This is a genomic window from Streptomyces sp. cmx-18-6, from assembly GCF_046548915.1.
Taxonomy (GTDB): domain Bacteria; phylum Actinomycetota; class Actinomycetes; order Streptomycetales; family Streptomycetaceae; genus Streptomyces.
The window spans coordinates 659,560-683,277 of the sequence record NZ_JAEBEP010000001.1 but is presented as its reverse complement, the minus strand read 5'-3'; the positions used below and the strand labels follow the sequence as shown (position 1 = coordinate 683,277).

Annotated in this window: 25 protein-coding genes and 1 pseudogene; 12 read left to right on the top strand and 14 right to left on the bottom strand. The window is 72.2% G+C overall.

Features of this window, described 5'->3' with window-relative positions:
* Nucleotides 1-97 precede the first annotated feature (97 nt).
* The 3 genes from ACLJPL_RS03115 (at nt 98) to ACLJPL_RS03105 (ending at nt 3,678) form a co-directional block, all read left to right on the top strand.
* The gene (locus ACLJPL_RS03115; RefSeq protein ID WP_411079076.1) at nt 98-616 is read left to right on the top strand and encodes a GNAT family N-acetyltransferase; all 519 of its coding nucleotides are present in this window, start codon (nt 98-100) and stop codon (nt 614-616) included.
* Between the two features lie 64 nt (nt 617-680).
* A complete protein-coding gene (locus tag ACLJPL_RS03110) occupies nt 681-2,129 on the top strand; it encodes an MFS transporter (protein WP_411079075.1) in 1,449 nt (482 codons plus the stop codon).
* Between the two features lie 25 nt (nt 2,130-2,154).
* On the top strand, nt 2,155-3,678 hold the full coding sequence (locus ACLJPL_RS03105; RefSeq protein ID WP_411079449.1) for a pyridoxal phosphate-dependent decarboxylase family protein: 1,524 nt from the start codon (nt 2,155-2,157) through the stop codon (nt 3,676-3,678).
* A gap of 118 nt (nt 3,679-3,796) precedes the next feature.
* On the opposite strand, the gene ACLJPL_RS03100 is transcribed toward ACLJPL_RS03105, so the two are convergent.
* A complete protein-coding gene (locus ACLJPL_RS03100; protein ID WP_411079074.1) occupies nt 3,797-4,351 on the bottom strand; it encodes a phospholipase A2 in 555 nt (184 codons plus the stop codon).
* Between the two features lie 314 nt (nt 4,352-4,665).
* Here ACLJPL_RS03100 and ACLJPL_RS03095 point away from each other — a divergent pair, with 314 nt between their 5' ends.
* Nucleotides 4,666-5,580 (top strand): helix-turn-helix domain-containing protein, encoded by a 915-nt coding sequence (locus tag ACLJPL_RS03095; RefSeq protein WP_411079073.1) that lies wholly within the window; start codon nt 4,666-4,668, stop codon nt 5,578-5,580.
* An 18-nt stretch (nt 5,581-5,598) separates the two neighbouring features.
* Here the strand turns inward: ACLJPL_RS03095 and ACLJPL_RS03090 are convergent, their stop codons facing one another.
* Entirely contained in the window at nt 5,599-6,507 is a 909-nt protein-coding gene (locus ACLJPL_RS03090; RefSeq protein WP_411079072.1) for an NAD(P)-dependent oxidoreductase, read from the bottom strand.
* Between the two features lie 59 nt (nt 6,508-6,566).
* Here ACLJPL_RS03090 and ACLJPL_RS03085 point away from each other — a divergent pair, with 59 nt between their 5' ends.
* Nucleotides 6,567-6,962 (top strand): MerR family transcriptional regulator, encoded by a 396-nt coding sequence (locus ACLJPL_RS03085; protein WP_411079071.1) that lies wholly within the window; start codon nt 6,567-6,569, stop codon nt 6,960-6,962.
* A gap of 24 nt (nt 6,963-6,986) precedes the next feature.
* Here ACLJPL_RS03085 and ACLJPL_RS03080 read toward each other — a convergent pair whose 3' ends face one another.
* The 6 genes from ACLJPL_RS03080 to ACLJPL_RS03055 form a co-directional block, all read right to left on the bottom strand.
* The gene (locus tag ACLJPL_RS03080; RefSeq protein WP_411079070.1) at nt 6,987-7,373 is read right to left on the bottom strand and encodes a hypothetical protein; all 387 of its coding nucleotides are present in this window, start codon (nt 7,371-7,373) and stop codon (nt 6,987-6,989) included.
* 110 nt (nt 7,374-7,483) lie between these two features.
* Complete coding sequence (tgmC, locus tag ACLJPL_RS03075) at nt 7,484-8,635, bottom strand: ATP-grasp peptide maturase system methyltransferase (protein ID WP_411079069.1); 1,152 nt, start codon at nt 8,633-8,635, stop codon at nt 7,484-7,486.
* Entirely contained in the window at nt 8,632-9,597 is a 966-nt protein-coding gene (gene tgmB / locus ACLJPL_RS03070; protein WP_411079068.1) for an ATP-grasp ribosomal peptide maturase, read from the bottom strand. Before tgmB ends, tgmC begins: the two co-directional genes overlap by 4 nt.
* Nucleotides 9,597-9,866: a putative ATP-grasp-modified RiPP gene (tgmA, locus tag ACLJPL_RS03065; RefSeq protein WP_411079067.1), complete on the bottom strand. Its 270-nt coding sequence runs from the start codon at nt 9,864-9,866 to the stop codon at nt 9,597-9,599. Before tgmA ends, tgmB begins: the two co-directional genes overlap by 1 nt.
* 80 nt (nt 9,867-9,946) lie before the next feature.
* Nucleotides 9,947-10,177, bottom strand: a complete 231-nt coding sequence (locus ACLJPL_RS03060; protein ID WP_411079066.1) for a hypothetical protein — start codon at nt 10,175-10,177, stop codon at nt 9,947-9,949.
* Nucleotides 10,174-10,590 (bottom strand): ATP-binding protein, encoded by a 417-nt coding sequence (locus tag ACLJPL_RS03055; RefSeq protein WP_411079065.1) that lies wholly within the window; start codon nt 10,588-10,590, stop codon nt 10,174-10,176. The genes ACLJPL_RS03060 and ACLJPL_RS03055 overlap by 4 nt, the downstream gene beginning before the upstream one ends.
* 207 nt (nt 10,591-10,797) lie before the next feature.
* On the opposite strand from ACLJPL_RS03055, the gene ACLJPL_RS03050 reads away from it, so the two are divergent.
* From ACLJPL_RS03050 to ACLJPL_RS03040, 3 genes are read left to right on the top strand one after another with little or no spacing between them, the layout of a single operon-like run.
* On the top strand, nt 10,798-11,679 hold the full coding sequence (locus tag ACLJPL_RS03050; protein WP_411079064.1) for a helix-turn-helix domain-containing protein: 882 nt from the start codon (nt 10,798-10,800) through the stop codon (nt 11,677-11,679).
* Nucleotides 11,676-11,885 (top strand): DUF397 domain-containing protein, encoded by a 210-nt coding sequence (locus ACLJPL_RS03045; RefSeq protein ID WP_411079063.1) that lies wholly within the window; start codon nt 11,676-11,678, stop codon nt 11,883-11,885. Before ACLJPL_RS03050 ends, ACLJPL_RS03045 begins: the two co-directional genes overlap by 4 nt.
* A gap of 8 nt (nt 11,886-11,893) precedes the next feature.
* Nucleotides 11,894-12,367 (top strand): SUKH-3 domain-containing protein, encoded by a 474-nt coding sequence (locus tag ACLJPL_RS03040; RefSeq protein WP_411079062.1) that lies wholly within the window; start codon nt 11,894-11,896, stop codon nt 12,365-12,367.
* Nucleotides 12,368-12,385: 18 nt separating this feature from the next.
* On the opposite strand, the gene ACLJPL_RS03035 is transcribed toward ACLJPL_RS03040, so the two are convergent.
* The 4 genes and pseudogenes from ACLJPL_RS03035 to sigJ all read right to left on the bottom strand — a co-directional run bounded on the left by ACLJPL_RS03035 (nt 12,386) and on the right by sigJ (nt 16,079).
* Entirely contained in the window at nt 12,386-13,045 is a 660-nt protein-coding gene (locus ACLJPL_RS03035; protein WP_411079061.1) for a CatB-related O-acetyltransferase, read from the bottom strand.
* 517 nt (nt 13,046-13,562) lie between these two features.
* A pseudogene (locus ACLJPL_RS03030) lies at nt 13,563-14,195 on the bottom strand (hypothetical protein).
* A gap of 131 nt (nt 14,196-14,326) precedes the next feature.
* Nucleotides 14,327-14,968, bottom strand: coding sequence for a superoxide dismutase (locus ACLJPL_RS03025; protein WP_411079060.1), 642 nt, complete (start codon nt 14,966-14,968; stop codon nt 14,327-14,329).
* 193 nt (nt 14,969-15,161) lie between these two features.
* Complete coding sequence (gene sigJ, locus ACLJPL_RS03020; protein ID WP_411079059.1) at nt 15,162-16,079, bottom strand: RNA polymerase sigma factor SigJ; 918 nt, start codon at nt 16,077-16,079, stop codon at nt 15,162-15,164.
* A 109-nt stretch (nt 16,080-16,188) separates the two neighbouring features.
* On the opposite strand from sigJ, the gene ACLJPL_RS03015 reads away from it, so the two are divergent.
* Complete coding sequence (locus tag ACLJPL_RS03015) at nt 16,189-16,587, top strand: hypothetical protein (protein ID WP_411079058.1); 399 nt, start codon at nt 16,189-16,191, stop codon at nt 16,585-16,587.
* Between the two features lie 182 nt (nt 16,588-16,769).
* On the opposite strand, the gene ACLJPL_RS03010 is transcribed toward ACLJPL_RS03015, so the two are convergent.
* Nucleotides 16,770-17,144 carry a hypothetical protein gene (locus ACLJPL_RS03010; protein ID WP_411079057.1) on the bottom strand — a complete coding sequence of 125 codons (375 nt, stop codon included), beginning with the start codon at nt 17,142-17,144 and terminating at the stop codon, nt 16,770-16,772.
* 264 nt (nt 17,145-17,408) lie between these two features.
* On the opposite strand from ACLJPL_RS03010, the gene tkt reads away from it, so the two are divergent.
* Nucleotides 17,409-19,727, top strand: a complete 2,319-nt coding sequence (gene tkt / locus ACLJPL_RS03005) for a transketolase (protein WP_411079056.1) — start codon at nt 17,409-17,411, stop codon at nt 19,725-19,727.
* A 54-nt stretch (nt 19,728-19,781) separates the two neighbouring features.
* A complete protein-coding gene (locus ACLJPL_RS03000; RefSeq protein ID WP_411079055.1) occupies nt 19,782-20,453 on the top strand; it encodes a Dps family protein in 672 nt (223 codons plus the stop codon).
* A gap of 54 nt (nt 20,454-20,507) precedes the next feature.
* On the opposite strand, the gene ACLJPL_RS02995 is transcribed toward ACLJPL_RS03000, so the two are convergent.
* Nucleotides 20,508-21,599 (bottom strand): glycerophosphodiester phosphodiesterase family protein, encoded by a 1,092-nt coding sequence (locus ACLJPL_RS02995; RefSeq protein ID WP_411079054.1) that lies wholly within the window; start codon nt 21,597-21,599, stop codon nt 20,508-20,510.
* 186 nt (nt 21,600-21,785) lie between these two features.
* Here ACLJPL_RS02995 and ACLJPL_RS02990 point away from each other — a divergent pair, with 186 nt between their 5' ends.
* On the top strand, nt 21,786-23,678 hold the full coding sequence (locus ACLJPL_RS02990; protein ID WP_411079053.1) for a hypothetical protein: 1,893 nt from the start codon (nt 21,786-21,788) through the stop codon (nt 23,676-23,678).
* Nucleotides 23,679-23,718 lie beyond the last annotated feature (40 nt).

The following is a 23,718-nucleotide window of genomic DNA, read 5'->3' as shown; positions in this document are numbered from 1 at the left end:
TTGCCCTGGCCCTGGCCCTGAACCCGCCCCCGGCCCTGAGGGGGACAGGGGAAATAAGCGAAGGACACGCCCCTGTGGCGCGGAGTAGGTTCGGCCCATGATCACGGTGCGGCCCATGCGCGAGGAAGACGTCCACGGTGTCTCGACCGTGCGGACAAGAGGCTGGCAGACCGCCTACAGGGGCATGGTCCCGCAGGACTACCTTGATGCGCTCACCATCGAGGAGGACGCCCGCACGCGCCGGGACATGTTCGCGCGCGGCGACGGCAGCGTGCTGAACCTGGTGGCCGAGGAAGCCGGCACGGTGGTCGGCTGGGCGGCGCTGGGCCCTTCCCGCGAGGAGGACCGGGAGCCGGGAGACGGTGAGCTGCTCGCCCTCTACGCGGCTCCGGACCGGATCGGCGCCGGCGTCGGCAAGGCGCTGATGCAGCACACGTTGACCGCCGCGCGGGAGCGGTCGTACGGCCGCCTCGTGCTGTGGGTGATCGCCGCCAACGCACGGGCGCGCGACTTCTACGAGCGGGGCGGTTTCGCGGCGGACGGGGCATCGGTGGAATGGCCGGTGAACGGCGCCAGAGTCCCGGAGGTCCGCTACAGCCGGAAGCTCACGCCGTAGGCCCCTGGCCTTTCGGCCCCCGGCCCCTTGCCCTCCGCTCGAACTGTCGTTCATGATCTGCGGCATGCCGACCGAAAGCCGCGCCAGTCGCGACAACAGCGACAGCGACAGCGGCACGGGCAGCGGCCCGGGCAGCAGCCCGGACAACGGCCCGGGCAGCAGCACCGAGAGCGGTCCGGGCCCCGGGCTCCCGCGCCGGGTGCGGATCGGTTACGGCCTCGGCTCGCTCTGCACCGGCACTTTCGCCACCGTGCCCGGCCTGATCCTGCTCTACTACCTGACCAACGTGCTCGCCGTCTCCCCGGCCCTCGCCGGAGCCGCCGTCTTCCTGCCCAAGGCATGGGACGTCCTGATCAACCCGCTCGTCGGCGCGCTCTCCGACCGCAGCCGGCTGCGCGGCGGCCCCCGGAGACCGTTCCTGCTCATCGGCGCGTGCACCCTGCCGCCCCTCTTCGCGCTGATCTTCGCCGCACCCCCGCTGCGCGGCCTGGCGGCCGCCGCCTATGTCGCCGCCCTCTTCCTGCTCGCCGCCACCGCCTACGCGATCTTCCAGGTCCCGTACGTGACCATGCCCGCCGAGATCACCGACGACCCCGCCGAACGCCGCCGGGTGCTGAGCTGGCGCGTGGCCTTCCTGGGCGCGGCCATCCTCCTCTCGGGCGCGCTCGCCCCGGCCATCGCCCACGCGGACGGCGGCACTTCGGCGAGCTACCGGCTGATGGGCCTCGCCGTCGCTGTCCTGCTCGCGGTCGGCATGTTCGGCGCGTGGTTCACCACCCGGTGGGCCCCCGCCGCGGCCCGCTCCACCGCCGAACCCTCCCTCCGCGCCCAACTGGCCGTGGCCCGCACGAACCGGCCCTTCCTTTTTCTGGCCGGGATGTGGTTCCTCCAGGCGCTCGCGGTCGGCGTGATGCTCGCGGGGGTCCAGTACTTCGCCACGTACACCCTCGGCTCGCCGGCCGCCGTCACCCCGCTCTTCGCCTGCCTGATCGGCCCGTTGGTCCTGGTCATGCCGCTGTGGACCCGGCTGGCCCGGCTGCGCGGCGCGAAGTACGCGCAGGGCTGCGCCACACTGCTGTACGTCGTCGGGGCGGCGGCCCTCGCCCTCACCGGCCAGGTGGGGAACGCCCTCGGTTACGCCGCCGTCGCGGTCATCGGCATCGCCTACGCGGGCCTCCAGCTCCTGCCGCTCACCCTGCTCGCGGACACCCTGGCCGCCGACACCGCCCGGACCGGCAAGCGCCGCGCCGCCACGTTCACCGGCCTGTGGACGGCGGCCGAGACGCTGGCGTTCGCGCTGGGCGCGGGCGTCTTCGCCCTGGTGCTGGCGGTGACCGGATTCCGCTCCTCCGACGCCGACCACGAGGTCGCCCAGCCCGCCGCCGCGCTGACCGGCATCTCGGCGGGTATGAGCCTGCTGCCCGCACTCCTCGCCGCCGCGAGCCTGTGGCTGCTCCACCGCTACCGCGAGGACCCCGCCGACGCCCCGGAGGAACCCGCCCGTGTCCCATGACCAGGACGACGCCAGCACCCCGGCCGTGCAGCCCGCCCCCGCCGGGGGCGCCCACGAGCACCCCGCCCTCCCCACCGGCCGCCCCGCCGCCGAGATCCTCGCCGAACTGAAGGCCCTGCGCACCGCCGACGCCCCCACCCGGGGCGGCCGGACCTTCGCGTACGTGTACGACGCCGGGCGCGAGGGCCTGGACGAACTGGCCGCCGAGGCGTACGCCGCGTACGCCACCGTCAACGGGCTCGACCCCACGGTCTTCCCGAGCGTGGCGCGCCTGGAGAACGACCTGGTCGGGGCGGCGGCGGCCCTGCTCGGTGGATCGGCGCGGACGCAGGGCACGTTCACCAGCGGCGGTACGGAATCGATCCTGCTGGCGGTCAAGACGGCCCGGGACCACGCCCGTTCGACCCGTGGCGTGAGCGACCCGCAGCTGGTCCTGCCCGCCACCGCGCACGCCGCCTTCCACAAGGCCGCCGCCTATCTGGGCCTGGAACCGGTCGTGGTGCCGGTCGACCCGGTGACGTACAAGGCGAACCCCACCGCGATCACGGCCGCCATCACGCCCCGCACCGCCCTGGTGGTCGCCTCGGCCCCCTCGTACGCGCACGGGGTCGTCGACCCGGTGGCGCGCATCGCCGAGGCGGCGGCCGAGCGGGATGTGCTGTGCCATGTGGACGCCTGCATAGGCGGCTGGCTGCTGCCGTACCTGCGCAGGGCGGGCCGCGAGGTCGAGCCGTTCGACCTCTCCGTCCCCGGCGTCACCTCCCTCTCGGTCGACCTGCACAAATACGGCTACGCGGACAAGGGCGCGTCCGTCGTGCTCTACCGGGACGCGGAGCTGCGCCGCCACCAGTACTTCGCCCACGCCGGCTGGCCCGGCTACCCGGTCGTCAACCCCACGGTGCAGGGCACCAAGTCGGCCGGGCTGCCGGCCCAGGCGTGGGCGGTGCTCCAGCACATCGGGGAGGACGGCTACACCGCGCTGGCCGAGCGGGTGGCGACGGCGTCCGACCACCTGCTGGAGGGCCTGCGCGCCACCCCTGACGTGCACGTCCTCGGCGAACCGGAGGCGGGCCTGGTCGCGTTCACGGTCCTCACCCCCGGCGTCCCGGACCGGACGTCCGCCGCCCCGGACCTGAGCCTGCTGCTGCACCTGGCCGACGAGATGCGCGAGCGCGGCTGGTACCTCCAGCCCCAGCTCTCCTTCGACGGCCTCCCGCCCAACCTCCACCTCACCCTGACCCCCGCCACGGTCGACCGGGTGGGCCCCCTGCTCACCGACCTGGCCGCCGCCCTGACCTCGGCCCGCGCCCTGCCCCCGGTCACCGCCGACCCGGCCCTCACCGACCTGGCGGCGGGCCTGGACCCCGACGCCCTGACCCCGGACGAGATCGCGGGCATCCTGGCCTTCGCGGGCCTGGGGGAGGACTCCGGAACCGGCGGGCTCCCGGAGCGGATGGCCCCGGTGCTGTTCCTGCTGGACGCGCTGCCGGGGAGGCTGAAGGAGCGGCTGCTGACGGAGTTCGTGGGGTCGGTGTTCCGGCTGCGCTGACGGCTCCCGCCCGGCCGCGCGAGGGCGGCCGGGCGGGAACCGTCAGGGCGTGGACCGGTCAACTGCCCCGGCCCCGTGGCTCACGCCGGCCGCGACCGGCCCGCCATCGCCGCGGGGGTCACCAGTGCCAGTGACCCAGGAGCCGCACGCCGTCGTAGATGACCTTGGCGGAGCCCAGGCAGGTGCTGCTGCCGCCGTGTCGGTCGATGCAGATCTGGCGCATCTCGTGATGGAAGCGCTCGTCGATCCATGCCCTGCGGGCGTCGGACGGGTCGAGCTTGAGATGGCTGGAGGGACCGTAGTTCCCGTACCCGAAGTCGTGCTGGACGCAGGCATCGTAAAAGATGATCTTCGATCCGGTGTCGACTCCGGTGCAGCCGTCGGTCTCCCAGTCGAAGGGCGCGACCTGGGGCTGCCCGGCGAAGTCCCAGTACCTCATCCCCATCAGGCGGTCGGCGGTCTCCAGCAGTCCGGCGACCCGCGCCCCGCTCTCGGAAGAGGGGCCGGCCCCCGGAGCGGTTGACGCGGAAGCGGTCACCCCGGGAGCGGTCAACCCGGGCGGAGTCGCCCCGGCCGGTGTCACCCCGCCCGGAGTCGCCCCGGCCACGGTCGTCCCGCCGAGGGACAGCAGGAGGGTGAGGGCGGCGGCCATCGCGGTTCGTTGCAGGCGCATGGAACAGTCCTTTGCGGTGGGGGAGGGGTGCTCCGGGCGGCAGCGCCGCCCGGAGCACGAAAGGGGTGGGGGCAGGTGGTCACGGGAACTACCGGACCCCTGTGAGAGGGGCGGGCGGTCCCGCCCGCATCCCGGCCGCTGAGCGGTTGATGAGAGTCTGTGATGGCCTGTCACCTATCGCAAGCTTGTCCCGCTTGCTTCACCAATGTCGGGATCCCTAAGGTTCTGACCTGCTGGGACGCGGGCGTCCCGGGACAGCGACGGGCCTGACCGGGGCACGTCCGGCGGGCCCGACGAGCGGAAGAGGGGCAGCGATGGCCGGGGGCGAAGCGCGGCAGGAGAACCCCGCCCAGCGGTTGGGCGGGGCGTTGCGGGCGCTGCAACAGCGTTCCGGCCGGACGCTGCGGTCGCTGGAGGCGGACGTGGCCATCAGCGACTCGTCGCTGTCGCGCTATCTGCGCGGGGCGACGGTTCCTCCGTGGGCCACGGTCCGCGACCTGTGCAGGGCGCTCGGGGGCGACCCCGCGGAGTACCGGGCGCTGTGGGAGGCGGCCGAGCGGAGTCAGCCCCAGGCCGGACCCGGTGAACGCCCCGCGCCGCCGCCGTCGTTGGCGGAGCCCGTAACGCCCGAAGCCCCCGGGGCGGCCCCCGGCCCGACGCGCGTCCCGGGCCCGGGCCCGGAAGCGGGGCCCGGCCCGGGAGGCGCGCCGCGTCGGGCCCGGCGCCTACTGCGCAGCCGTCGCGCGTGGGCCCTGGCCGGGGCCCTCGCCGGGGCCGTGGTCGGCAGCGCCCTGACCGCCCTCGCGCTGCCTCCATCCGCCCCGGAACAAGGAGCCGGAACGGGGCCCCGGCACCATGCCGGGGCCCCCGCCGCCGGAAGGATGCTCGTCAACCGGTCCACCGGCGCGTGCCTGGACGACAGCCTCGACGCGGGGCTCCGCGCCTTCACCTGCAACGCTCTCAGCTACCAGAAGTGGACCGTGCGGACCGGCGGAGACGGTACGTCGTCGCTGCGGAACCACGCCACGGGCGGCTGCCTGGCCCAGGACGCCTCCGGGCCGCACACGGCGGCCTGCGGTACGGCGACAGCCCAGAAGTGGAAGGCCACTGCCCTGCCGGACGACGCCATGGAGGTGCGGAGCGTGGCCACGGGGGACTGCTTGGAGCACGACTCCGCCGGCCTGCGGGCCCGTGCCTGCGCTAGCACGGCAGCTCAGAAGTGGGCCTGAGGAACGGGCGGCCCGTGATCAGGCGGCCCGCGCCGCCTTCTTGAAGACCTCGAACACGGCCAGGTAATTCGAGTCGCCGTGGCCTTCGGCGACGGCCCGCGCCGCGATCGCCCGCATCAGCCCGGGCTGCTCGGCGTGCACGCCCTGTTCCGCACAGGTGCGGGTGATGTGCTCCAGGGCGTTCAGGTTCATCTCCAGGGTGCCCAGGTCGCCGGGGTAGTGGCCCGCGTCGAGGTCGGGAGCCTGCTCGACGAGGGTCGCGTCCACCACCGTGGGCAGGAACCAGTTGACCGCGAGATCGGCGAACTCCGCCGCCGGGACGCCCGCCGAGCCGACCAGGGCGGTGGCATGCAGGAAGCCGTTGACGGTCGCGTACATCAGGCCGAGCAGCGCGGTGTTGTACAGCACCGCGAGCCCGGGGTCGGAGCCGAGGAGCCGGGGGTCGCCCATGCTCGCCAGCGTGGCCCGGTGGGCGTCGAAGACCTCGGGCGGTCCGCTGTAGAAGAAGACCGCTCCGGGCTCCCCGACCAGGGGCGGCGGCACCATGATCGCGCCGTCCAGATACCCCGCGCCGCGCTCGGCGGCCCAATCGGCCGCCGCGTGCGCCTCCTTCGGCGTACCGGAGTTGAGGTTGACCAGCGCCCGGCCCGCCAGGGCTCCGGCGGCGGGGTCGAGCACGTCGTACAGCGTCGCGTAGTCCTTCAGGCATACGACGGTGAGGGGACTGGCCGACACGGCGTCGGCCACGGAGGCTCCGAGGCGCGCGCCCCGGGCGACGAGATCGCGGGCCTTCTCCGGGGTGCGGTTCCAGACGGTCGTGGGATGGCCGTTCTTCAGAAGGGCTTCGGCGAGGGCGAGCCCCATGGGGCCGAGGCCGATGACGGTGACGGGGGTGGGCTGCGGGCGGGTTGCCGGCTGATCGCTCATGCGGAATAGGCTGCTGTCTCACATCGGTGTGAGAGTCAACCGGACGTGGCGGGGGTCACATGCGCATGGGGGAGTTCTCCCGGAGGACCGGCGTCAGCCAGCGGCTGCTGCGCTACTACGAGGAGCAGGGCCTGCTCTCACCGGCCCGCCTCCCGAGCGGCTACCGCGAGTACGAGGAAGCCGACGTCGTCACCGTACGAGGCATCCGCATGCTGCTGGCCGCCGGCCTCAACACCGCCACCATCGCCGAACTGCTGCCCTGCATGCCCGACAAGGGCCGCGTCCTGGAACCGGCCTGCTCCGCGGTCCTGCCCGACCTCAACCGGGAACGGGCCCGCATCGACGAGGCCGCCGCCGCCCTCCTGGCCGCCCGTGACCGGCTGGACGCGCTGATCGCCGGCACGGCGGGGTCGGCGACGGACGACGGGGTGGCATGCACGGTGGGGGCCGGTTAGCGGCTGCGGGTGGCTGTGCCGGTGTCAGGGCTTGGTGATGAGTTCGCCGAGGGGGTCGGTCACGGAGAAGGAGTGCGGCCCGGGGTGGTGGTCGAAGAACCCGCACACGGTGATGGTTCGGGTGGCCAGGTGGCGGAGGACGGCGGGGCACAGGGGCAGGACGTCCAGCCGGTAGACGCGATGCGCGCCGGAGCCGGTCCACAGGAACCACAGGTCCCGGTCGTCCGGGGTGTCGGCGGTCCAGAGGTGGGCGGCGTGCTCGGCCGACTCGTCGTGCTCGCCCAGCTCGCACAGCAGGAATTCGTCCTGGTCGAGGACGTCCTGCGGGTGCTCGGGACCACCTTCCATGGTGGCGAGGGCGAGGAGCGCTTCGTAGAACGGCACGTCGGTCACGGCGGTGCATTGCAGCACGGGGGAGGTCTCTTCCGTGGGGTGATGTCCGGGCAGTACGAAGCCCCGCCCACGGCTTCGGGGATGGCTGTGGGCGGGGCTCCGGGTCTCAGGGAGCGGCGAGCCGGAGGTCACACGGGCAGATCCCACCCCGGACCGTCCTCGGCACCGATCCACACGCGCTGCCCGGCGGCCGAGACCGTGACGCCGAAACCGTCCTGATGCGGCTCGCCCGCCGCCTGCCAGAGCCGGATCGCGGCCTCGACCCGGTCCCACAGACGTACGGGACCACGCTGGACGACCGTCCACCCTCCATCGGGCCCGGGCGCCGTCCGAGCCTGCGAACCGGTGGAGACGTCCCAGAGGATCTGCTCCGCCCCCGCCCCCATGCGTTCCGCCGCCGGTGCCGCGAGCTGGGCCACCCAACTGCCGGTCCACGACCCGATCACCGCCGGATCGATCCGGCTCGCCCGCTCCTCGCCCGGCAGCAGCTCCAGGGTGGGACGGGGCGGCCGGTCGTGCGGGCGGGCGATCATGAAGCTGGTGTATCCGGGCAGGAACCGCCCGGTGGCGGTCCCGGGGCCGGTCACGGTGAGGAGCGCGAGCCCGGAGGCGTAGCTCCAGCCGGAGAGGGTGACCAGGATCTTCCCCCCGGGCTTCACCTGATGCAGCCAGGCCATGGGGACGTAACGGACCGAGCAGGTGGCGATCAACCGGTCGTACGCGCTCCCGCCCCCGTCCGGGTCGCGCCGGAGGCCGTCCCCCACGATCAGGCGCGGGGCGTACCCGGCCGTCTTGAGGGCGGCGGCCGCGGCACGACCGACCACGGGGTCGTACTCGACGCTGGTCAGCCGGTCTTCGCCCAGGCGGTGCGCACCGAGGGCGGTCGAGTAGCCGGTCCCGGTGCCGACCTCCAACACCCGCTGCCCTGACTCCACTTCGAGCTGCTGCCACATGCTCAGCACCAGCGACGGCAGGGTGGACGACGAGGTCGCGGAGCCCACCACGCCACTGTCGTCGCTGACGTCGTCGGCCCGGGTGCGGCCGTCGAGCTGGGTGATGAGCGTCCGGTCGGTGTAGATCCCTTCGAGCCACCCTTCCTGGCCCCGGCGCACGGGCCGGTAGCGGGTCGGAACGCTGTCGGGGACCGGTACGAAGTAGGACCCCACGAAGACCTCACGGGGAACCGCCTCGGCGGCGCTGCGCCATGCCGGGTCGGTGAGCGTGCCGTCCTCGGCCAGTACGTCCGCGAGGGCGGTGCGCAGTTGAGCGGATGTGCTCACGTGTCCGAGCCTTTCTCCAGTTGGCCGGCGAGGGCATGGGCGACCGCGTCGGTGATGTCGGGCGGTTGCCACGCCCACTGCCCGTTGGGGTTGCATTCAAGGAAGTACCAGGCCCCGTCACGACCCACGGCGAAATCGAAGGCCCCGTACGCCAGACGGAAGTGGGTGAGGTAGGCGAGGACGGAGCGCTCCACTGCCTCGGGCACATCGACAGGCCCGCACCGCATGAGGTTCTGCCGGTGTCGCCAGTCGAGATCGGGACTGTCGATCCGGGCCCCGAACAACTGATGGCCAACGGCGGTCACCCGCACGTCGAACGCCTTGTCCACCTTGGCCTGGAAGAGATGGGGGCAGACTGCCACGGCGTCCGTGATCTCCTGCTCGCGCACTTCGCGCACCCATACGCTGTGGGGCCGACCGGCCACGCGGAACGGCGTGTTCCACACGGGCTTGTAGACGGCTCCGCCAGGTTGACGACCGATGAACTCGCTGGCCTCGCCAGCGACGTTGGTGATCAGTGTGTCGGGTACGTGAAACCCGAACCGCTGCGCCGCCGCGAGCTGTGCGGGCTTGTACTCGGCGGCCCGGTTGCTCCAGGGGTGGTTGACGTAGTACGCGCCCGTCAGGGACGCGAGGATGCCTCCGACTCCCCAAGAAGCCTGCTCCGCCGCGAACCTGCGGTCCTGTGGGTCCAACCCGTGAGGCCCCTCGTACGGCGAGGGTCTGCGCACCCATACGGACCGCACCCGCGTGAGATCGAGTTGTCGGCTCGCAGTGCGCAGGACACCCCGCTGAACGCCCGTGCCGTACGTGGCGGACAGCGAGGCCCCTGCGTACAGGTCGGTGCCGGGGTCGAGGCGAACCACAGGAACCTGTCGTGCGGCGAGGACGCGCAGCACGATGTCCGTGGTCGCATCGGCGAGGTTGGTCAGCACCAGCACCGACCCGTGTCGGCCGTCCATCAGCCGGACTGGTCCTGGTCGTAGGACTCCGTGGTGTCGGAGTCGTTCGCTCCGCCCGGTCCCGAGCCGTCGCCCGGGGTGGTCTGCGTGGGCGTGAGCCCGCTGGTGCTGGTTCCGTGACCGCCCATCTCGATCGCGCGCCCGTTCGCGTCTACGACCAGGGCGACCTGTGTCTCGGGGTCGAGGACGGGCGTGAACTGCGGTACCGTGACGGCCGTTTCGTACGGTCCCATCCGGCCCGTGCCCCACGGGGCGGGTGTTTGCGTCATCCTGCTCATCTTCCTGAACCTCCGTACTGTCGGTGGACCGCTTCTCTTGTGCCGGCCTGTGACTGTCGGCCGCTCGGTCGCTATGGCGGCGACCTCAGCCGCCGCACCAGCGCATCCACCTCGCCCGAGCGCCAGTGACCCCGCTGCGCGATCGCCGCGCCCAGCCCCGGGAAGTGCCGGTCCCGGTATGCGGGGTCGGCTTCGATGCGCACCCGCTCGGCGAAGGGAGCGGGCAGGGGCGACGCGTGCGGGTGAGTGGCCGCCCTCCTCCGCGCTGCCGCCGCGAGTACGCCCCGCAGGCGCACGTTCACCCCCGCTCCACGCGGGCCGTGACAGCCCTGATGGGCAGGTGCGCCCAGATGGTCTTTCCGGGGTCGCGCGGGCGTACGCCCCACCGCTCGGAGAGCGCGTCGACGATGAGGAGCCCCCGGCCGGACGTCTCGTCGTCGTCAGGCTTGCGGAGTTCCGGCATCAACCACTGGTAGGAGTCCGCGACTTCCAGGATGAGCACGCCGTTCCGGCGGCGTAATCCCAACTCGAAATAGTCGCCGGTCCCTTTGGCGTGGTCGACGACGTTGGTGGCCAACTCGCTGGCGATGAGCGACGCGTCGTCCACCAGGCCGTCGAGCTTCCACCCGACCAGAACCGTTCTGACGTACCGCCGAGCGGCGGGAACGGAGTCCCTGCGGACTCGAAACCTCTTGCTGTCTGTGCGCCCGGACATACGTCCCCCAAGGTCGTGGGCAGGCGGAACCGTGATCACCTGGCGTGCTGGATTCGGCACTCGGGGTGACGCAATCCACGCTAGGGGTGGATTGAGACGCAAGGCAAGTGATTCTGTAATGCAAGCTTGCATTCACTCGTACGAGGCAACTCGCTAGCGAGAGCGAACCGTTGCCAGGCAGACTGGCCAGAAGGGAGAGGGGGAGCCATGCCCGCAGGTGGGAAGTCCACGGTGCGCAGTCGACGGTTGGGGGCCACACTCAGGCGGCTACGGCTCAACGCGTGCCTCGATCAAGAGCATGCCGCTGAAGCAGTCGACTGTTCCACTGCCAAGATCAGCCGAGTCGAGTCCGGAACTGTCAGTGCACGCATCGGGGACGTGCGCGTGCTCCTTGACCTTTACGGAGTCAAGGATGAACTCGAGCGCAGACGGTTGGAGAAGCTGGCACGGGACAGCAACAAGCGCGGTTGGTGGCTCGACTTTCCCTTTCAGTCGCCCACGCTGGAGCGGCTGGGCGACTTCTTGTCCTTGGAGACGGACGCCACGTACATCCGGTCCTGGCAGCCCGTCTTCATTCCCGGCCTGCTCCAGACACCGGACTACACAAGGGCTTTGACCGAGGCCAATCCTGAGGTTCTCAGCGACGAAGCAGCCCACGGCATCGTCAAGGTGCGGCAGGAGCGGCGACGGGTGTTCGAGGAGTCGGGCGCGCGGTTCGCCGCTGTCATATGGGAGCCCGCGATCGCTGGCCCAATGCCTTCGCCGGCCGTCCATCGCGAGCAGCTGGCACACCTCATCAAGATGTCCAAGCAGCCCACTATGACCATTCAGGTGCTGCCCCAGAGCGAGTGGGCGGCAGCCCGAGTCTCTCCCGGGTTCGTGGCGCTCTCCTACGCTCATGAGGCGTCGCCCGAAGCCATCGTCCAGGACACGCTGGTCAACAGCGTGATTCTGGAAGATCATGAAGACATGGCGGGGTACGTCCACGCGTTTGACGCGCTCAGGTCCGCTGCTCTCACGCCGGATCAGAGCGTCGCCTTTATCCGTAACACCATGAACGGCATCACCGCGGAGAACGAGGAATCGTGACCAGCCAGCAAGTCGTCAGCCCCTTTGCCAAGTCGTCGTTCTCCGGGGGAGGATCGGCCAACGAGTGCGTCGAGGTCGCCCACACCGCAGACGGCGGCCGGGCCGTGCGCGACAGTAAGAATCCGGCCGGCGGGCTTCAGTTCTTCGGCCCCGGCCACTGGGCCGCCTTCATCGACGGCGTGAAGGCCGGTACCTTCGGCGGCTGACGGCGACCATGCCAGTGCTTCGCACAGCCGAAGAAGTTGACGCGTGGCTGGCCGAAGCCGGATGGCACCCCGGGCGCGATGCCGAGGCGGAAGCGGCGCAAGCCGTTGCGGCCGTGGTCGAGCGGTATCGCGCCTACGGGGTGGACCTCGCGCCCTCCTCGGCGGCGCTCGCCTTCGTCCGTGAGCACGTTTCCCTCCGCGCGGTCATCGATACCGCCCCGGAGAACTTCGCGATCTTCACGCCGCACCTCGTGTTCAAGGGCGACGCCGAGGAGATCGCCGAACTGGCCGGAGACCTCGGCGCGAAGCTCTTCCCGGTCGGATACGACACCTACGACGGGTCCACGCTCCTCATCGACGAATCCGGCCGGTTCTTCCTCTCGCACCACACCGGGGCCTACTACCTCGGACGTGAGAAGTACGAGGCGTTGATCAGCCTCACGGGCAGCGACATGGACGACGCGGAGACGTACTTCGCCTGAGTCGCATCCCTCCCGGCGTCACCCCGCCCCCGGAGCCGCCGCCTCCAACTCCGCCACCGTGCCCGACATCACCGTACGGATATGGCGGGTCAGGTGGTCCGCCGGCCAGTCCCACCAGGCAACGGCCAGCAGGCGCGCGATGTCCCCGTCCTCGTAACGGGTACGGATCAGCTGGGCCGGATTGCCGCCGACGATGCCGTAGTCCGGGACGTCCGAGACGACCACCGACCGCGAGCTGATGATCGCGCCGTGCCCGATGCGGACGCCCGGCATGATGACCGCCTCGTAGCCGATCCAGACGTCGTTGCCGATGACGGTGTCGCCCCGGTTGGGCAGGCCCGTCAGCAGGTCGAAGTGGTCGGACCAGGAGCCGCCGAGCGTCGGGAAGGGGAACGTGGACGGGCCGTCCATACGGTGGTTGGCCCCGTTCATGATGAACCGCACCCCCGTGCCCAGCGCGCAGAACTTGCCGATGACCAGGCGCTCCGGACCGTAGTGGTAGAGCACGTTGCGGGTCTCGAACTCCGTGGCGTGCTCGGGGTCGTCGTAGTACGAGTACGCCCCGGCCTCGATCAGCGGCGAGGTGACCAGCGGCTTCAACTGCACCACGCGCGGCTGGCCGGGCATCGGGTGCAGGACGGTGGGGTCCGCCGGGACGGGCGCGGGGTGAGAGCTCATGGGTCCGCCTTCTGGAGGGATGGAGGAGTACGGGGACGGGGGCGAAGATCATCGTGACAGCTCGGCCCGGGGAACTGCGGGTATTTTCCGGCGCGGGCGGAGCTCCGGCCGTGGGACCGTCCCGATCTGCTGCGCCCTCGCGGACCACCTCAGGGGCGGTGCCGACCTTCTCGCCGCATCGGGGCGTGAGGACGAGCACCTGCGCGTCGATGCCGCCGAGCACTGGCGCTTCGACGTCCAGGAGGCCCTTCCCGATGGCGACGGGGTCCTGGCCTTCGGAGCTCTCGCCGGACGCTTCCCGGACTCGGACGGTACGCAGTCGGCGGAGCTTCACCGTGCCGGGAGCGTCACTCCGCTCGCCGGGGTCGTCCTCCTCCACCCACCCGAGGGCGGCAGCCCTGACGCGTTCCTGCGCGTCGTCGGCGGGGGCGTGCGCACGAGTCAACTCGCCCCGCCCGCCGTACTGTTCCCCGGCCGGTGCGCCCCCGACCTCGCGGCCGAGCAGTCCCGAGGCCCCCTAAGCCCCCGCCCCGCCCCCCAGCCGCAACGGCTCCCCCTGCGACCGGTCGGCAGGCACGCCCCGCATCACCAGCGCGCTGTCCAGCACCGCGCTGCCCGGCGGGAAGCGGTCCAGGTCCTCGAAGAACGTGGAGCGTACGGTACGGGGTCGGCCCGCCGTCACCTTCCAGGCGTCCGTGGACAGCTCCAGGACGTCCAGGTGGTCGCCCCCGGCGTTGGGGGAGAGGCCCCGGTGGCCGAGGCGGAAGAACTCCGACGCCTCCGCCAGGTCCGCGAACAGCCCGCTCCCGTGCAGTTCCCCGGCCGGCTCCACCGTCGCGTCGACCTCCACCGCGCCGTCCCGGGTCGCGAAGGCCACCCGTACCGCGTCGGCCTCCTCCCGCACCGTGAAATCCGCGCGGCCGTGCTCGCCCGGGTAGATCCGGCCGCCCGCGAAGGCGTTGAGGCGGGAGGCGGTGTCGCGGCGCGGGATGTAGACGCCCCGCTCGACGCCGTCCAGGCCGTCCTACTCGACGGAGATCCGGTGTGCCGCGTTCTCGCTGGTCAGCCCGGTCGCGGCCGGGGCCCAGCCGGGGCGGACCCCGCCGATCCGCAGCAGGCAGATCCCCGCCACCGCCTGGCCGCGCACCAGTTGGGGCGGGGGAGGGCATGGGAAAGCCCCCGCGAGTCACGTCCTCGCGAGGGCTTTCCGTTCATCCGCCTGCCGAAGTGAAGGTTGAGAAGACGATCACGAGGCAGGACGTGCTGTCCGCCGGAGCGGAATCAGGGGGCGAGCAGCAGAACGTCCGCGCGCTCCTTGGCGGCGGCGTAACGCTTCGCCACGTCCTGCCAGTTGACGACCTGCCACATCGCCTCGATGAAGTCCACCTTCTGGTTCTTGTACTGAAGGTAGAAGGCGTGCTCCCAGGCGTCGAAGACCAGGACCGGGACCGAGCCCTGGCCCACGTTGCCCTGGTGGTCGTAGACCTGCTCGACGATGAGCTTGCCGCTGAGGGGCTCGTACGCGAGCACGCCCCAGCCGGAGCCCTGCGTGGTGGCCGCGGCCTTCGTCAGCTGGGACTTGAAGCCCGCGTAGGAGCCGAAGGACTCGGTGATCGCGTCGGCGAGGTCGCCCACGCCGTCCGCCGCGAGGGGCTCGCCGCCGCCGTCGCCGGTCATGTTGTGCCAGTAGATCGAGTGCAGGATGTGGCCGGAGAGATGAAACGCAAGGTTCTTCTGAAGGCCGTTGATGGCTCCCCAGGCTTCCTTGTCGCGGGCTTCTTCCAGCTGCTCCAGGGTGTCGTTCGCACCCTTCACGTACGCGGCGTGGTGCTTGTCGTGGTGGAGCTCGATGATCTGCGGGTTGATGACCGGTTCGAGCGCCGCGTAGTCGTACGGGAGTTCCGGGAGCGTGTACGTGGCCATGATGCGAGCCCTCCGACTGCTGGGAATGCCGTCCAGTTGTTATTGCAACCTATATGCAAGAGCAGGCTAACAGCAGGAGGGTTTGAAAGTGATCAGCCCTTCGGCCTAGGTCCAGGCCGCCGAGTCGTAGGAATCGACACGGTGTCGGCACTCCCGCGCTCACAGCCGCACAGGGTCCGGAGGGCCTACGGGTCTACAGGGCGTCCCGTATCCACGGCCGCAGCTTCTCCGGATTGCGGACCGCCCAGATCCGGGCGACGCGGCCGTCGACGACATCGAACGCGGCCACGGTCATGACGGTGCCGGCGCGCAGGGCCACCAGCCCCGGCACCCCGTTGACCGACCGCTCCAGCAGTTCGAGGCCCGGGGCCTTGTCCGCGATCGCGACCATGTACTGGGCGATGTGCGCGCCCCCTTCGACGGGGCGCAGGGCGGCGCCGACCAGGCCGCCGCCGTCCGCGGTCATCACGGCGGCCGGGTCGAGGAGGTCGACGAGGGCCGCGATGTCCTTGGTCTCCCACGCTTCCTTGACCTGCCGCACCGCGTCGGCCTGCCCGGTCGCCGTCGTCGCCGGAGCCCGGTCCGTCCGCACTCGCCGCCGGGCGGAGGCCGCGAGCTGCTTGCAGGCCGCGGGGGTCCGGTCGAGGACTCCGGCGATCTCGGCGAAGGGGTACCGGAAGACGTCGTGCAGGACGAACGCCACCCGCTCGGCGGGCGTCATCGACTCCAGTACGACCAGGAAGGCCATGGTCACCGACTCGTCCAGGACCACCTGGTCGGCGGGGTCGGAGTCATGGGGGTCGGTGCTGCGGAAGTGGCCCTCGGCGCGGTCGGGCAGCGGGTCGGGCAGCCACGCGCCGACATACCGTTCACGCCGGGCCCGCGCCGAACCGAGCACGTCCAGGCAGATGCGGCCGGTCACCGTCGTCAGCCAGGCGCCGGGGGACGCGATGTCGTCCTGCCGGGTGCGCGGCAGCGCGTACCAGCGTGCGTACGCCTCCTGCACCGCGTCCTCGGCCTCGGCCAGCGATCCGAGCAACCGGTAGGCCACGTTGATCAGTTGGCGTCGCTCGCTCGCTATCCCGTCAATGCCCGCCCCAGCCGCCCCCATGCCCCGACCGTCCCCCCGCCCCGCCTTACCTTTCACCGGCCCGCGTCGTCGGGCTGATGAGACCTTATCGATCTACTGCCCCCGGGGGGCGGAAATGGGGACCGTGAACATGACGACCCAGGCGACGGCACAGGCGCAGACGACCGCACCGGCGCGGACGCGGGCCCGGCGCCGCTTCTCGCTCCTCCAGATCGCGATCGCGCTACAGACCCTGACCATCTTCCTTCAAGCGGTCTCCTCGGGACTGCTGTTCACCACGTCCTACGGGGAGATGCTGCACAGCGTCGGAGCCCGCGTGATGTACGGGGCGTCGATGCTGTACGTGCTCGCGGCGGTGCTGGCCTGGAAGCCGGGCGGCGGTTCACCCCGGCCCATCTGGTACGCCTCCGGCTTCCTCGTCCTCGCCTCGGTCCAGGTCGCGGTCGGCATCGCGCACATATCGTCGGTCCATATGCCCCTGGGGGTCCTGATGTTCGGCCTGAGCGTGCTGGCCCTAGCTCGGCGCTAGCCGCCGCGAGGTTCCGTGGCCCGGTCGCCGCCACCGGCCCCATGGAGAGGGCCCTGCGGCGAGCGGGCCCCGTGAAGAGGTCCCACGGTGAGAGGCCCCCCGGCGAGCGGCCCCGCGCAGAAACCCCGCGGCGAGCGGCCCCACGAAGTGGCCCCCCGGCGAGCGGCCCCGAAGTCAGGGGGTCAGTGCGTCGGGTCGCCGCCCTTCCTCTCCTGCGGGTCGATACCTGTGTGGGCGGACGCGTCCTTCTCGCCGCTCGGGCGGCCGGACCTGCCGCGCCGGCCCGTCCCGTGCTGGTCGGAGTCCCCGCCGCGGTTCTCCCCACGGCTGGTCCCGCTCTTCGTGGTGGTGCCTTCCAGCGAGGCGCGCTTCTCCTCCTCGGTCGGCTTCTTGCGGGGCCCGTCCGACTCCGGGGCGTATGTGTCCGGGTCGAAGGAGCGGTGCGCGCTCGGATTGGGCTGCTGGGACGTCTCGTCCACGTCGGGGGACCAGCCGTGCTGCCCCTCGCCGCCGAACCTGCTCGGCCCCTCGCCGTGCCGGGGCGGTTTCTTCGACATGGTGGGCCTCTCGTTCTCGTCGGGTGTCCTATTATCCTCCCTTTTCTTGTTATAAAGGCGTTCTGTTTTCCCGCCGACTTCTCTCCAGATGAGCCCCATGTCTTGAGCGCCCATGTTTGGACGCCTCTTCCCGGGGGACCCGCGATACGGCCGAGCGGTCCGCGCAGTGGCGGCCGGGCCGCCCGGGCCCGCCGAGCCTGCTTCCGCGCCGGGCGCGAGTGCGCCGCGCGCAGTCAACCCCGCCGCACCGACCAGGAGGACTTGATGCCATCCCCGAACGCCCCCGACGCCCCGACCGGCTCGAACGCCTCCCAGGGCAACGCCTCCCAGGGCAACGCCTCGCAGAGCAACGCCTCCCAGGGCGGTGCCTCCCGGGGCTCCGGGGCAGCCGCCGCCCGCTCCCGCGACCCGAAGCTGGCCCCGCCGGTCGCGGACGCGGCGGGCTGGGGCCCGCTCGACGTCCGCGCCGTCGACACCGTCCGGCTGCTGGCCGCCGACGCCGTGCAGAAGGCGGGCCACGGTCACCCGGGCACCGCGATGAGCCTGGCCCCGTTGGCGTACCTGCTCTTCCAGCAGGTCATGCGCCACGACCCGGCCGACGACCAGTGGCTCGGCCGCGACCGCTTCGTGCTCTCCTGCGGGCACTCCAGCCTCACCCTCTACATCCAGCTGTACCTGAGCGGTTACGGCATGGAGCTGGCGGACCTGGAGGCGCTGCGCACCTGGGGGTCCAGCACCCCCGGCCACCCGGAGTACCGCCACACCCGGGGCGTCGAGATCACCACCGGGCCGCTGGGCCAGGGGCTCGCCTCCGCCGTCGGCATGGCCATGGCGGCCCGGCGCGAGCGCGGCCTCCTCGACCCCGACGCGCCCGCCGGGACCAGCCCCTTCGACCACCACGTGTACGTCGTCGCCTCGGACGGCGACCTGATGGAGGGCGTGACGAGCGAGGCCAGTTCCCTGGCCGGACACCAGGAGCTCGGGAACCTCGTCGTCTTCTACGACTCCAACCACATCTCCATCGAGGACGACACCGACATCGCCTTCAGCGAGGACGTGACCGCCCGCTACTCCTCGTACGGCTGGCACGTCCAGACGGTCGACTTCACCCGCACCGGCGACTACGTGGAGGACGTCGACGCCCTGCTCGCCGCCGTCGAAGCGGCGAAGAGCGCGAGCGACCGGCCCTCCCTGATCCTCCTCCGTACGATCATCGGCTGGCCCGCGCCGACCAAGCAGAACACCGGCAAGGCCCACGGCTCCGCCCTCGGCGACGACGAGGTCGCCGCCACCAAGAAGCTGCTCGGCTTCGACCCGGACGCCGACTTCACCGTCGAGGACGACGTACTGAAGCACGCCCGCGCGGTCCGCAACCGGGGGGCCGAGGCCCACCGCGCCTGGGAGCCGCGCTACCAGGAGTGGCGCTCCGCCCACCCCGAGCGCGCCGAGCTGCTGGACCGGCTGCTGGAGCAGAGGTTCCCGGCGGGCTGGACGGAGCGCCTGCCGGTCTTCGACGCCGACCCCAAGGGCATCGCCACCCGCAAGGCGTCCGGCGAGGTGCTGACCGCGCTGGCTCCGGTGCTGCCCGAGCTGTGGGGCGGCTCGGCCGACCTCGCGGGCAGCAACAACACGACCATGGAGGGCGAGCCGTCCTTCGTGCCGGAGTCCAAGCAGACCGGCGAGTTCCCGGGCAACCCGTACGGCCGTACGCTCCACTTCGGCATCCGCGAACACGCCATGGGGGCGGTCCTCAACGGCATCGCGCTCCAGAGCCTCACCCGCCCCTACGGCGGTACGTTCCTGATCTTCAGCGACTACATGCGCCCGGCCGTCCGCCTCGCCGCCCTGATGAAGCTCCCGGTCACCTACGTCTGGACCCACGACTCCATCGGCCTCGGCGAGGACGGCCCCACCCACCAGCCGGTCGAGCAACTGGCCGCACTCCGCGCGATCCCCGGCCTCGACGTCGTACGGCCCGCCGACGCCAACGAGACGTCCGTCTGCTGGCGCACGGTCCTGGAGCACCACGACCGGCCCGCCGGCCTCGCCCTGACCCGGCAGCCGCTGCCGGTCCTGGAGCGCGGGGAGGGCGGGTACGCCCCCGCCGAGCGGGCCGCCCAAGGCGGATACGTACTCGCCGACAGCCGTGACGGAACCCCGGACGTCATCCTCGTCGGCACCGGGTCCGAGGTCCACATCGCCCTGGCGGCGCGCGAGCTCCTCGCCGCCGAGGGCCACGACGCGCGGGTGGTCTCCATGCCCTGCCGCGAGTGGTTCGCCGACCAGCCGCACGCGTACCAGGACGAGGTCCTGCCGCCCGAGGTGCGGGCCAGGGTCAGCGTCGAGGCGGCCGTCGCCCAGGGCTGGCGGGACGTCGTGGGCGACGCGGGCCGCATGGTCAGCCTGGAGCACTTCGGCGCTTCGGCCGACTACGAGCGGCTGTACGAGGAGTTCGGCATCACCCCCCGCGCCGTGGCCGACGCCGCCCTGGCCAGCATCCGGGCGGCCGCCGGCCCGGTCCGGCCCGGCGGGGAGCGCCCCGGCGCGACCCCGACCGAGGGCGGCACCGGCGACGCGGGCTGAGCCCGCCGCACACGACCACCACTGACATCCACCCCCACTAGGCCAAGGAGCCCCATGTCCCCCGCACGCACCCCCCGCTACACCGTCCCCGGCCTCGGCGTCGACGAGGGCCGGAAGATCATCGACCTGCTGACACTGCGGCTGCACGCGCTCAACGACCTCGCGCTCACCCTCAAGCACATCCACTGGAACGTCGTCGGCCCGCACTTCATCGCCGTCCACGAGATGCTCGACCCGCAGACCGCCGCCGTACGGGACATGGCCGACGCGGCCGCCGAGCGCATCTCCGCCCTCGGCGGCGAGCCCCAGGGCACGCCGGGCGCGCTGGTCAAGGAGCGCACCTGGGACGACTACAGCGTCGGCCGCGCCGACGCCATCGCCCACCTCGGGGCCCTGGACCTCGTCTACACCGGGATCATCGAGGACCACCGCGAGGCGGTGGAGAAGGTCGGCGAGATCGACCCCGTCACCGAGGACCTGCTCATCGAGCACCTGCGCGGCCTGGAGCAGTTCCAGTGGTTCGTCCGCGCGCACCTGGAGAGCAGCTCCGGCGCGCTCGTGAACGCCGGCGCCGACACCGAGGAGGCGGCGGCCGAGGCCGCGTCCCCGAAGCGTGCCGCCGCCAAGCGCACCCCGGCGAAGAAGACGGCGCTGCCCGCCCCCGCCAAGAAGACCGCCAAGCGGGCGACCAAGAAGACGACGGCGAGCAAGCGCACCACGCGCTGAGCCCCGAAGCCGGGAGGGGCCACGGCCGACGGCTCACACGCCAGGGCCTACGCCCTACCGCCGCAGCCCCTCCCGCGCCTGCACCGCGATGTCCGGGAAGTCCGTCACCACCGCGTCCACGCCCTGCCCGTAGTGGACGGCGTACTCGGCGAACGCGTCCCCGAAGTCGTTCGGCCCGGTACCCCGGCGGTGGGCGGCCGGCAGGTACTGGTTCTCCGCGCGGAAGGTGTACGCGCCCACCTTCAGGCCCGCCGCGTGCGCGTCCCGGAGGAGGGTGCCCGGCGGGACCAGCGACGACTTGTCCGGGCCGATCCACCGCGCGTACGAGGCGATCTCGCGCAGCCCGGCCGGGCTCATCATGTCCTTGTAGGCAACCGCGTGGCCGTACGGGCCGCCGCTCGTGCCCAGCGCCTGCCAGAGGGGGAGGCCGAGGCGGGCGGCGGCCACCCGGTGCAGGCTCGACGGCTCGAAGGACTGGACGACGCACTCCCCGGCCGTCAGCCGGTTGCGGCGGATCACCCGGATCAGCTCCTCCTCCAGCGGCAGCCCGATCGAGCGGAAGTAGGTCGGGTGCTTGGTCTCCGGGAAGACCGCGATCCGCCGGCCCGACTCCCGCGACAGCCGCCGGGCCAGGTCGATCACCTCCTGGAAGGTCATCACCCGCCCCCGCCCGTCGAAGACCGTGTTCCGGTCGCGGACCAGCGGCAGCCGCTCCACCGTGCGCAGCGTCCGCAGCTCGCGCAGCGTGAAGTCCTCGGTGAACCAGCCGGTCACCGCCTTCCCGTCCACCGTCTTCGTGGTGCGGCGGGCCGCGAACTCCGGGCGGCCCGCGACATCCGTGGTCCCGCCGATCTCGTTCTCGTGCCGCACGACCAGGACGTGGTCCTTCGTCGGTACGAGGTCCGGCTCGATCCAGTCGGCCCCGGCCCGGACCGCGTAGGCGTACGCGTCGGCGGTGTGCTCGGGCCGCCAGCCCGCCGCCCCTCGGTGGCCGATGACGAGGGGGCCGGAAGGCCGGCGGCCTTCCGGGGCCGACGCGGGGGTGGACGCGACGGCCGGGGCGGTGGCGGCGGCCGGGACGGCCGTGGTGGCCGCGGCGGCCGCGGTGGCCAGGAGAACCGAACGACGCCTTGGCGCAGGGGACATGACAGCTCCTCGGGTGGCGGAGCCACCACGGAAGCGAGGGCGGATGACGTCCCGGGGTACGGCGGTCGACCCTGTCGTGTCCGGCAGTCCACGTGTTTCCCCGCCGCGCCGCCGTCACGCAACGGAACCGCCAATGCCCGGGACCCGGGGGCGGGCCCGGACATCGTGCCTGGTCATAATGCGCGAGTGAACAGACCTCCCGTCCCGCTGCCCGCCGAACACATACCCCCCGGCACCCTCGACTGGCGCACCCCCGACGCCGGGCGCTGGCTCGCCGCCGTGCCTCCCCAGTGGGCCCACCCGCTGTGGGCGGTGCTGGCGCTGGTCGTCTCGATGGGCTGGTACATGGTGGCGTCTCCCCTCGCCCCCTGTACGACCGCCGCGCCGTGCGGCACCGACTGGTCGGGCGTCGGGACGGCCGCCCTGCTGGTGCTGACCCCGTACTGGGTGTGGCGGCAGCCGCGGCTCGCGCTCGTGGGGCTGGCGGCCGGGCTGGTCGGGTTCGCCGCCGACGGCGGCTTCACACAGTCGTTCGGCGAACCGTACGCGCTGGCCTACCCCGCGGCCGCCGCGTTCACCGCCGCCGGGATCGTCCACCGGCTGGCCCTCGCCGGCCGGCAGCGGGAGCTGGCCCTGGAGGCGGCAGGACCGGCCGCGCAGCCGCTGCCCGCCGCCGCGCGGACGTTCCGCAGGGGCCGGTTCTCCTTCGCCCTGGCCGCACTGATGCTGGCCGTCGCCGGGTTCGGCTACTGGCAGGCCCAGCAGGTCGCCGACGCCTACGAGGAGCGGGCCGCGAACGCCACGCACCTGTCCGGACGGGTCGCGGCCCACGAGCAGGACGACGACATGGACGTCCTGAAGGTGGAGGCCGACGAACGCGTCCACCGCTTCGAGACCGCCTTCCCCGAGGACTTCCCCGTGGACAGCCGCGTCGACATCGTGGTGGACGGCGACTGGGCCGCGCTGGTCGCGGAGCCGTACGACGCCTTCGGCTGGGAACTCCTGGCGATGGCCGGTTCCGCGACGGCGCTGGCGTTCTTCGCGAACGGCGTGGACGGACGGACGCGTGCGCTACGGCTGCGGCGCGGGTCCCTGCCGGTGCTGCGCGTGCTGGTCCGCGAGGGTCACGAGGACGGCAGCACCTGGGTGTTCGCGGCCGACGACCCGGAGGCCCGCCGGCCGATCCTGCACTTCCACTCGCTGTTGGCCATCGAGGAGGACGAAGAGGAGGAGCGGGAAGTCGACGAGAGCGACCTCGACGAGGCGAGCGTCGTCGACCTCACCAAGGTCAGGGAGATCCTCCAGGGCGAGGAACCGCCCCCGCCGCTGCGTGAGGCCGTCCTGTACGGCGTCCCCTACACCGGTGCCGAAGTCGCCTTCGTCGCCGGCGACGAGCACGAGGACACCGAGGTGGCGGTGGAGTGCAGCGTCACCGCCGTGAAGCCGGCCGTCCCGGGGCTGCTGGAGCGCGGAGCCAAGCGCCGGTCGCAGACCCGCGAGCAGAGGAACCCGCAGCGCCCCGTCGAGGAGATCGCCGCCGCCATGACGCCTGCGGCGGGCCCGCGGGTGTGGAAGGCGCACGGCTTCTCGCGTGCCGTGGGTCTCGGCCTGCTGCTGGTGCAGGGCGGCGGCATGTGGGCCATGCTCGACGACGGGCCGTCGTGGACCTGGCTGTGGCTGGTCGTGGGGCTGCCGTGGCTGGTGTCGGCCGTGGCGACCGCGCTCACCTGGCGGATCACCGCCGACCGCGACGGGCTGTGGGTGACCGGGGCATGGCGGGTGCGCCGGGTCCCGTGGGACGCGATCACCTCCGTGCGCCACGCCGACGACGGCATCCGCGTCCGCATGGGCAAGGACTCCTCCGTCGAGCTGTCACCCACCGGCTGGCCGTGGCTGGAACGCCGCATGGGCCGCGAGCCGTACGCGGTGCGCACCGCCGACGAACTGCGGGCGCTGCACCAGAGCCCGGAGCTGCGGCCCGCCGAGGAGGCGTCGACGGCACGTCAGGGCACGCCGATCGGTCCGCCGCTGGTCGCCGTGTCGGCACTGTGGGGCGCTGCGGTGCTGCTCCTGCTGTGACCGGGGGCCGGGGACCAGGAATCAGGGGCCGGGGGCCGGG

Bases quoted from the DNA above. Each gene is read 5' to 3' on its own strand.
- ACLJPL_RS02995 (WP_411079054.1), bottom strand. From the start codon at position 21,599: ATGTCCCCTGCGCCAAGGCGTCGTTCGGTTCTCCTGGCCACCGCGGCC.
- ACLJPL_RS03100 (WP_411079074.1), bottom strand. From the start codon at position 4,351: ATGCGCCTGCAACGAACCGCGATGGCCGCCGCCCTCACCCTCCTGCTG.
- ACLJPL_RS03040 (WP_411079062.1), top strand. From the start codon at position 11,894: ATGCCAGTGCTTCGCACAGCCGAAGAAGTTGACGCGTGGCTGGCCGAA.
- ACLJPL_RS03085 (WP_411079071.1), top strand. From the start codon at position 6,567: ATGCGCATGGGGGAGTTCTCCCGGAGGACCGGCGTCAGCCAGCGGCTG.
- tgmB (WP_411079068.1), bottom strand. From the start codon at position 9,597: ATGGACGGCCGACACGGGTCGGTGCTGGTGCTGACCAACCTCGCCGAT.
- tgmA (WP_411079067.1), bottom strand. From the start codon at position 9,866: ATGACGCAAACACCCGCCCCGTGGGGCACGGGCCGGATGGGACCGTAC.
- ACLJPL_RS03095 (WP_411079073.1), top strand. From the start codon at position 4,666: ATGGCCGGGGGCGAAGCGCGGCAGGAGAACCCCGCCCAGCGGTTGGGC.
- ACLJPL_RS03055 (WP_411079065.1), bottom strand. From the start codon at position 10,590: ATGTCCGGGCGCACAGACAGCAAGAGGTTTCGAGTCCGCAGGGACTCC.
- tkt (WP_411079056.1), top strand. From the start codon at position 17,409: ATGCCATCCCCGAACGCCCCCGACGCCCCGACCGGCTCGAACGCCTCC.
- ACLJPL_RS03050 (WP_411079064.1), top strand. From the start codon at position 10,798: ATGCCCGCAGGTGGGAAGTCCACGGTGCGCAGTCGACGGTTGGGGGCC.
- sigJ (WP_411079059.1), bottom strand. From the start codon at position 16,079: ATGGGGGCGGCTGGGGCGGGCATTGACGGGATAGCGAGCGAGCGACGC.
- ACLJPL_RS03015 (WP_411079058.1), top strand. From the start codon at position 16,189: ATGACGACCCAGGCGACGGCACAGGCGCAGACGACCGCACCGGCGCGG.
- ACLJPL_RS03000 (WP_411079055.1), top strand. From the start codon at position 19,782: ATGTCCCCCGCACGCACCCCCCGCTACACCGTCCCCGGCCTCGGCGTC.
- ACLJPL_RS03035 (WP_411079061.1), bottom strand. From the start codon at position 13,045: ATGAGCTCTCACCCCGCGCCCGTCCCGGCGGACCCCACCGTCCTGCAC.
- ACLJPL_RS03110 (WP_411079075.1), top strand. From the start codon at position 681: ATGCCGACCGAAAGCCGCGCCAGTCGCGACAACAGCGACAGCGACAGC.
- ACLJPL_RS03090 (WP_411079072.1), bottom strand. From the start codon at position 6,507: ATGAGCGATCAGCCGGCAACCCGCCCGCAGCCCACCCCCGTCACCGTC.
- ACLJPL_RS03010 (WP_411079057.1), bottom strand. From the start codon at position 17,144: ATGTCGAAGAAACCGCCCCGGCACGGCGAGGGGCCGAGCAGGTTCGGC.
- ACLJPL_RS03115 (WP_411079076.1), top strand. From the start codon at position 98: ATGATCACGGTGCGGCCCATGCGCGAGGAAGACGTCCACGGTGTCTCG.
- ACLJPL_RS03025 (WP_411079060.1), bottom strand. From the start codon at position 14,968: ATGGCCACGTACACGCTCCCGGAACTCCCGTACGACTACGCGGCGCTC.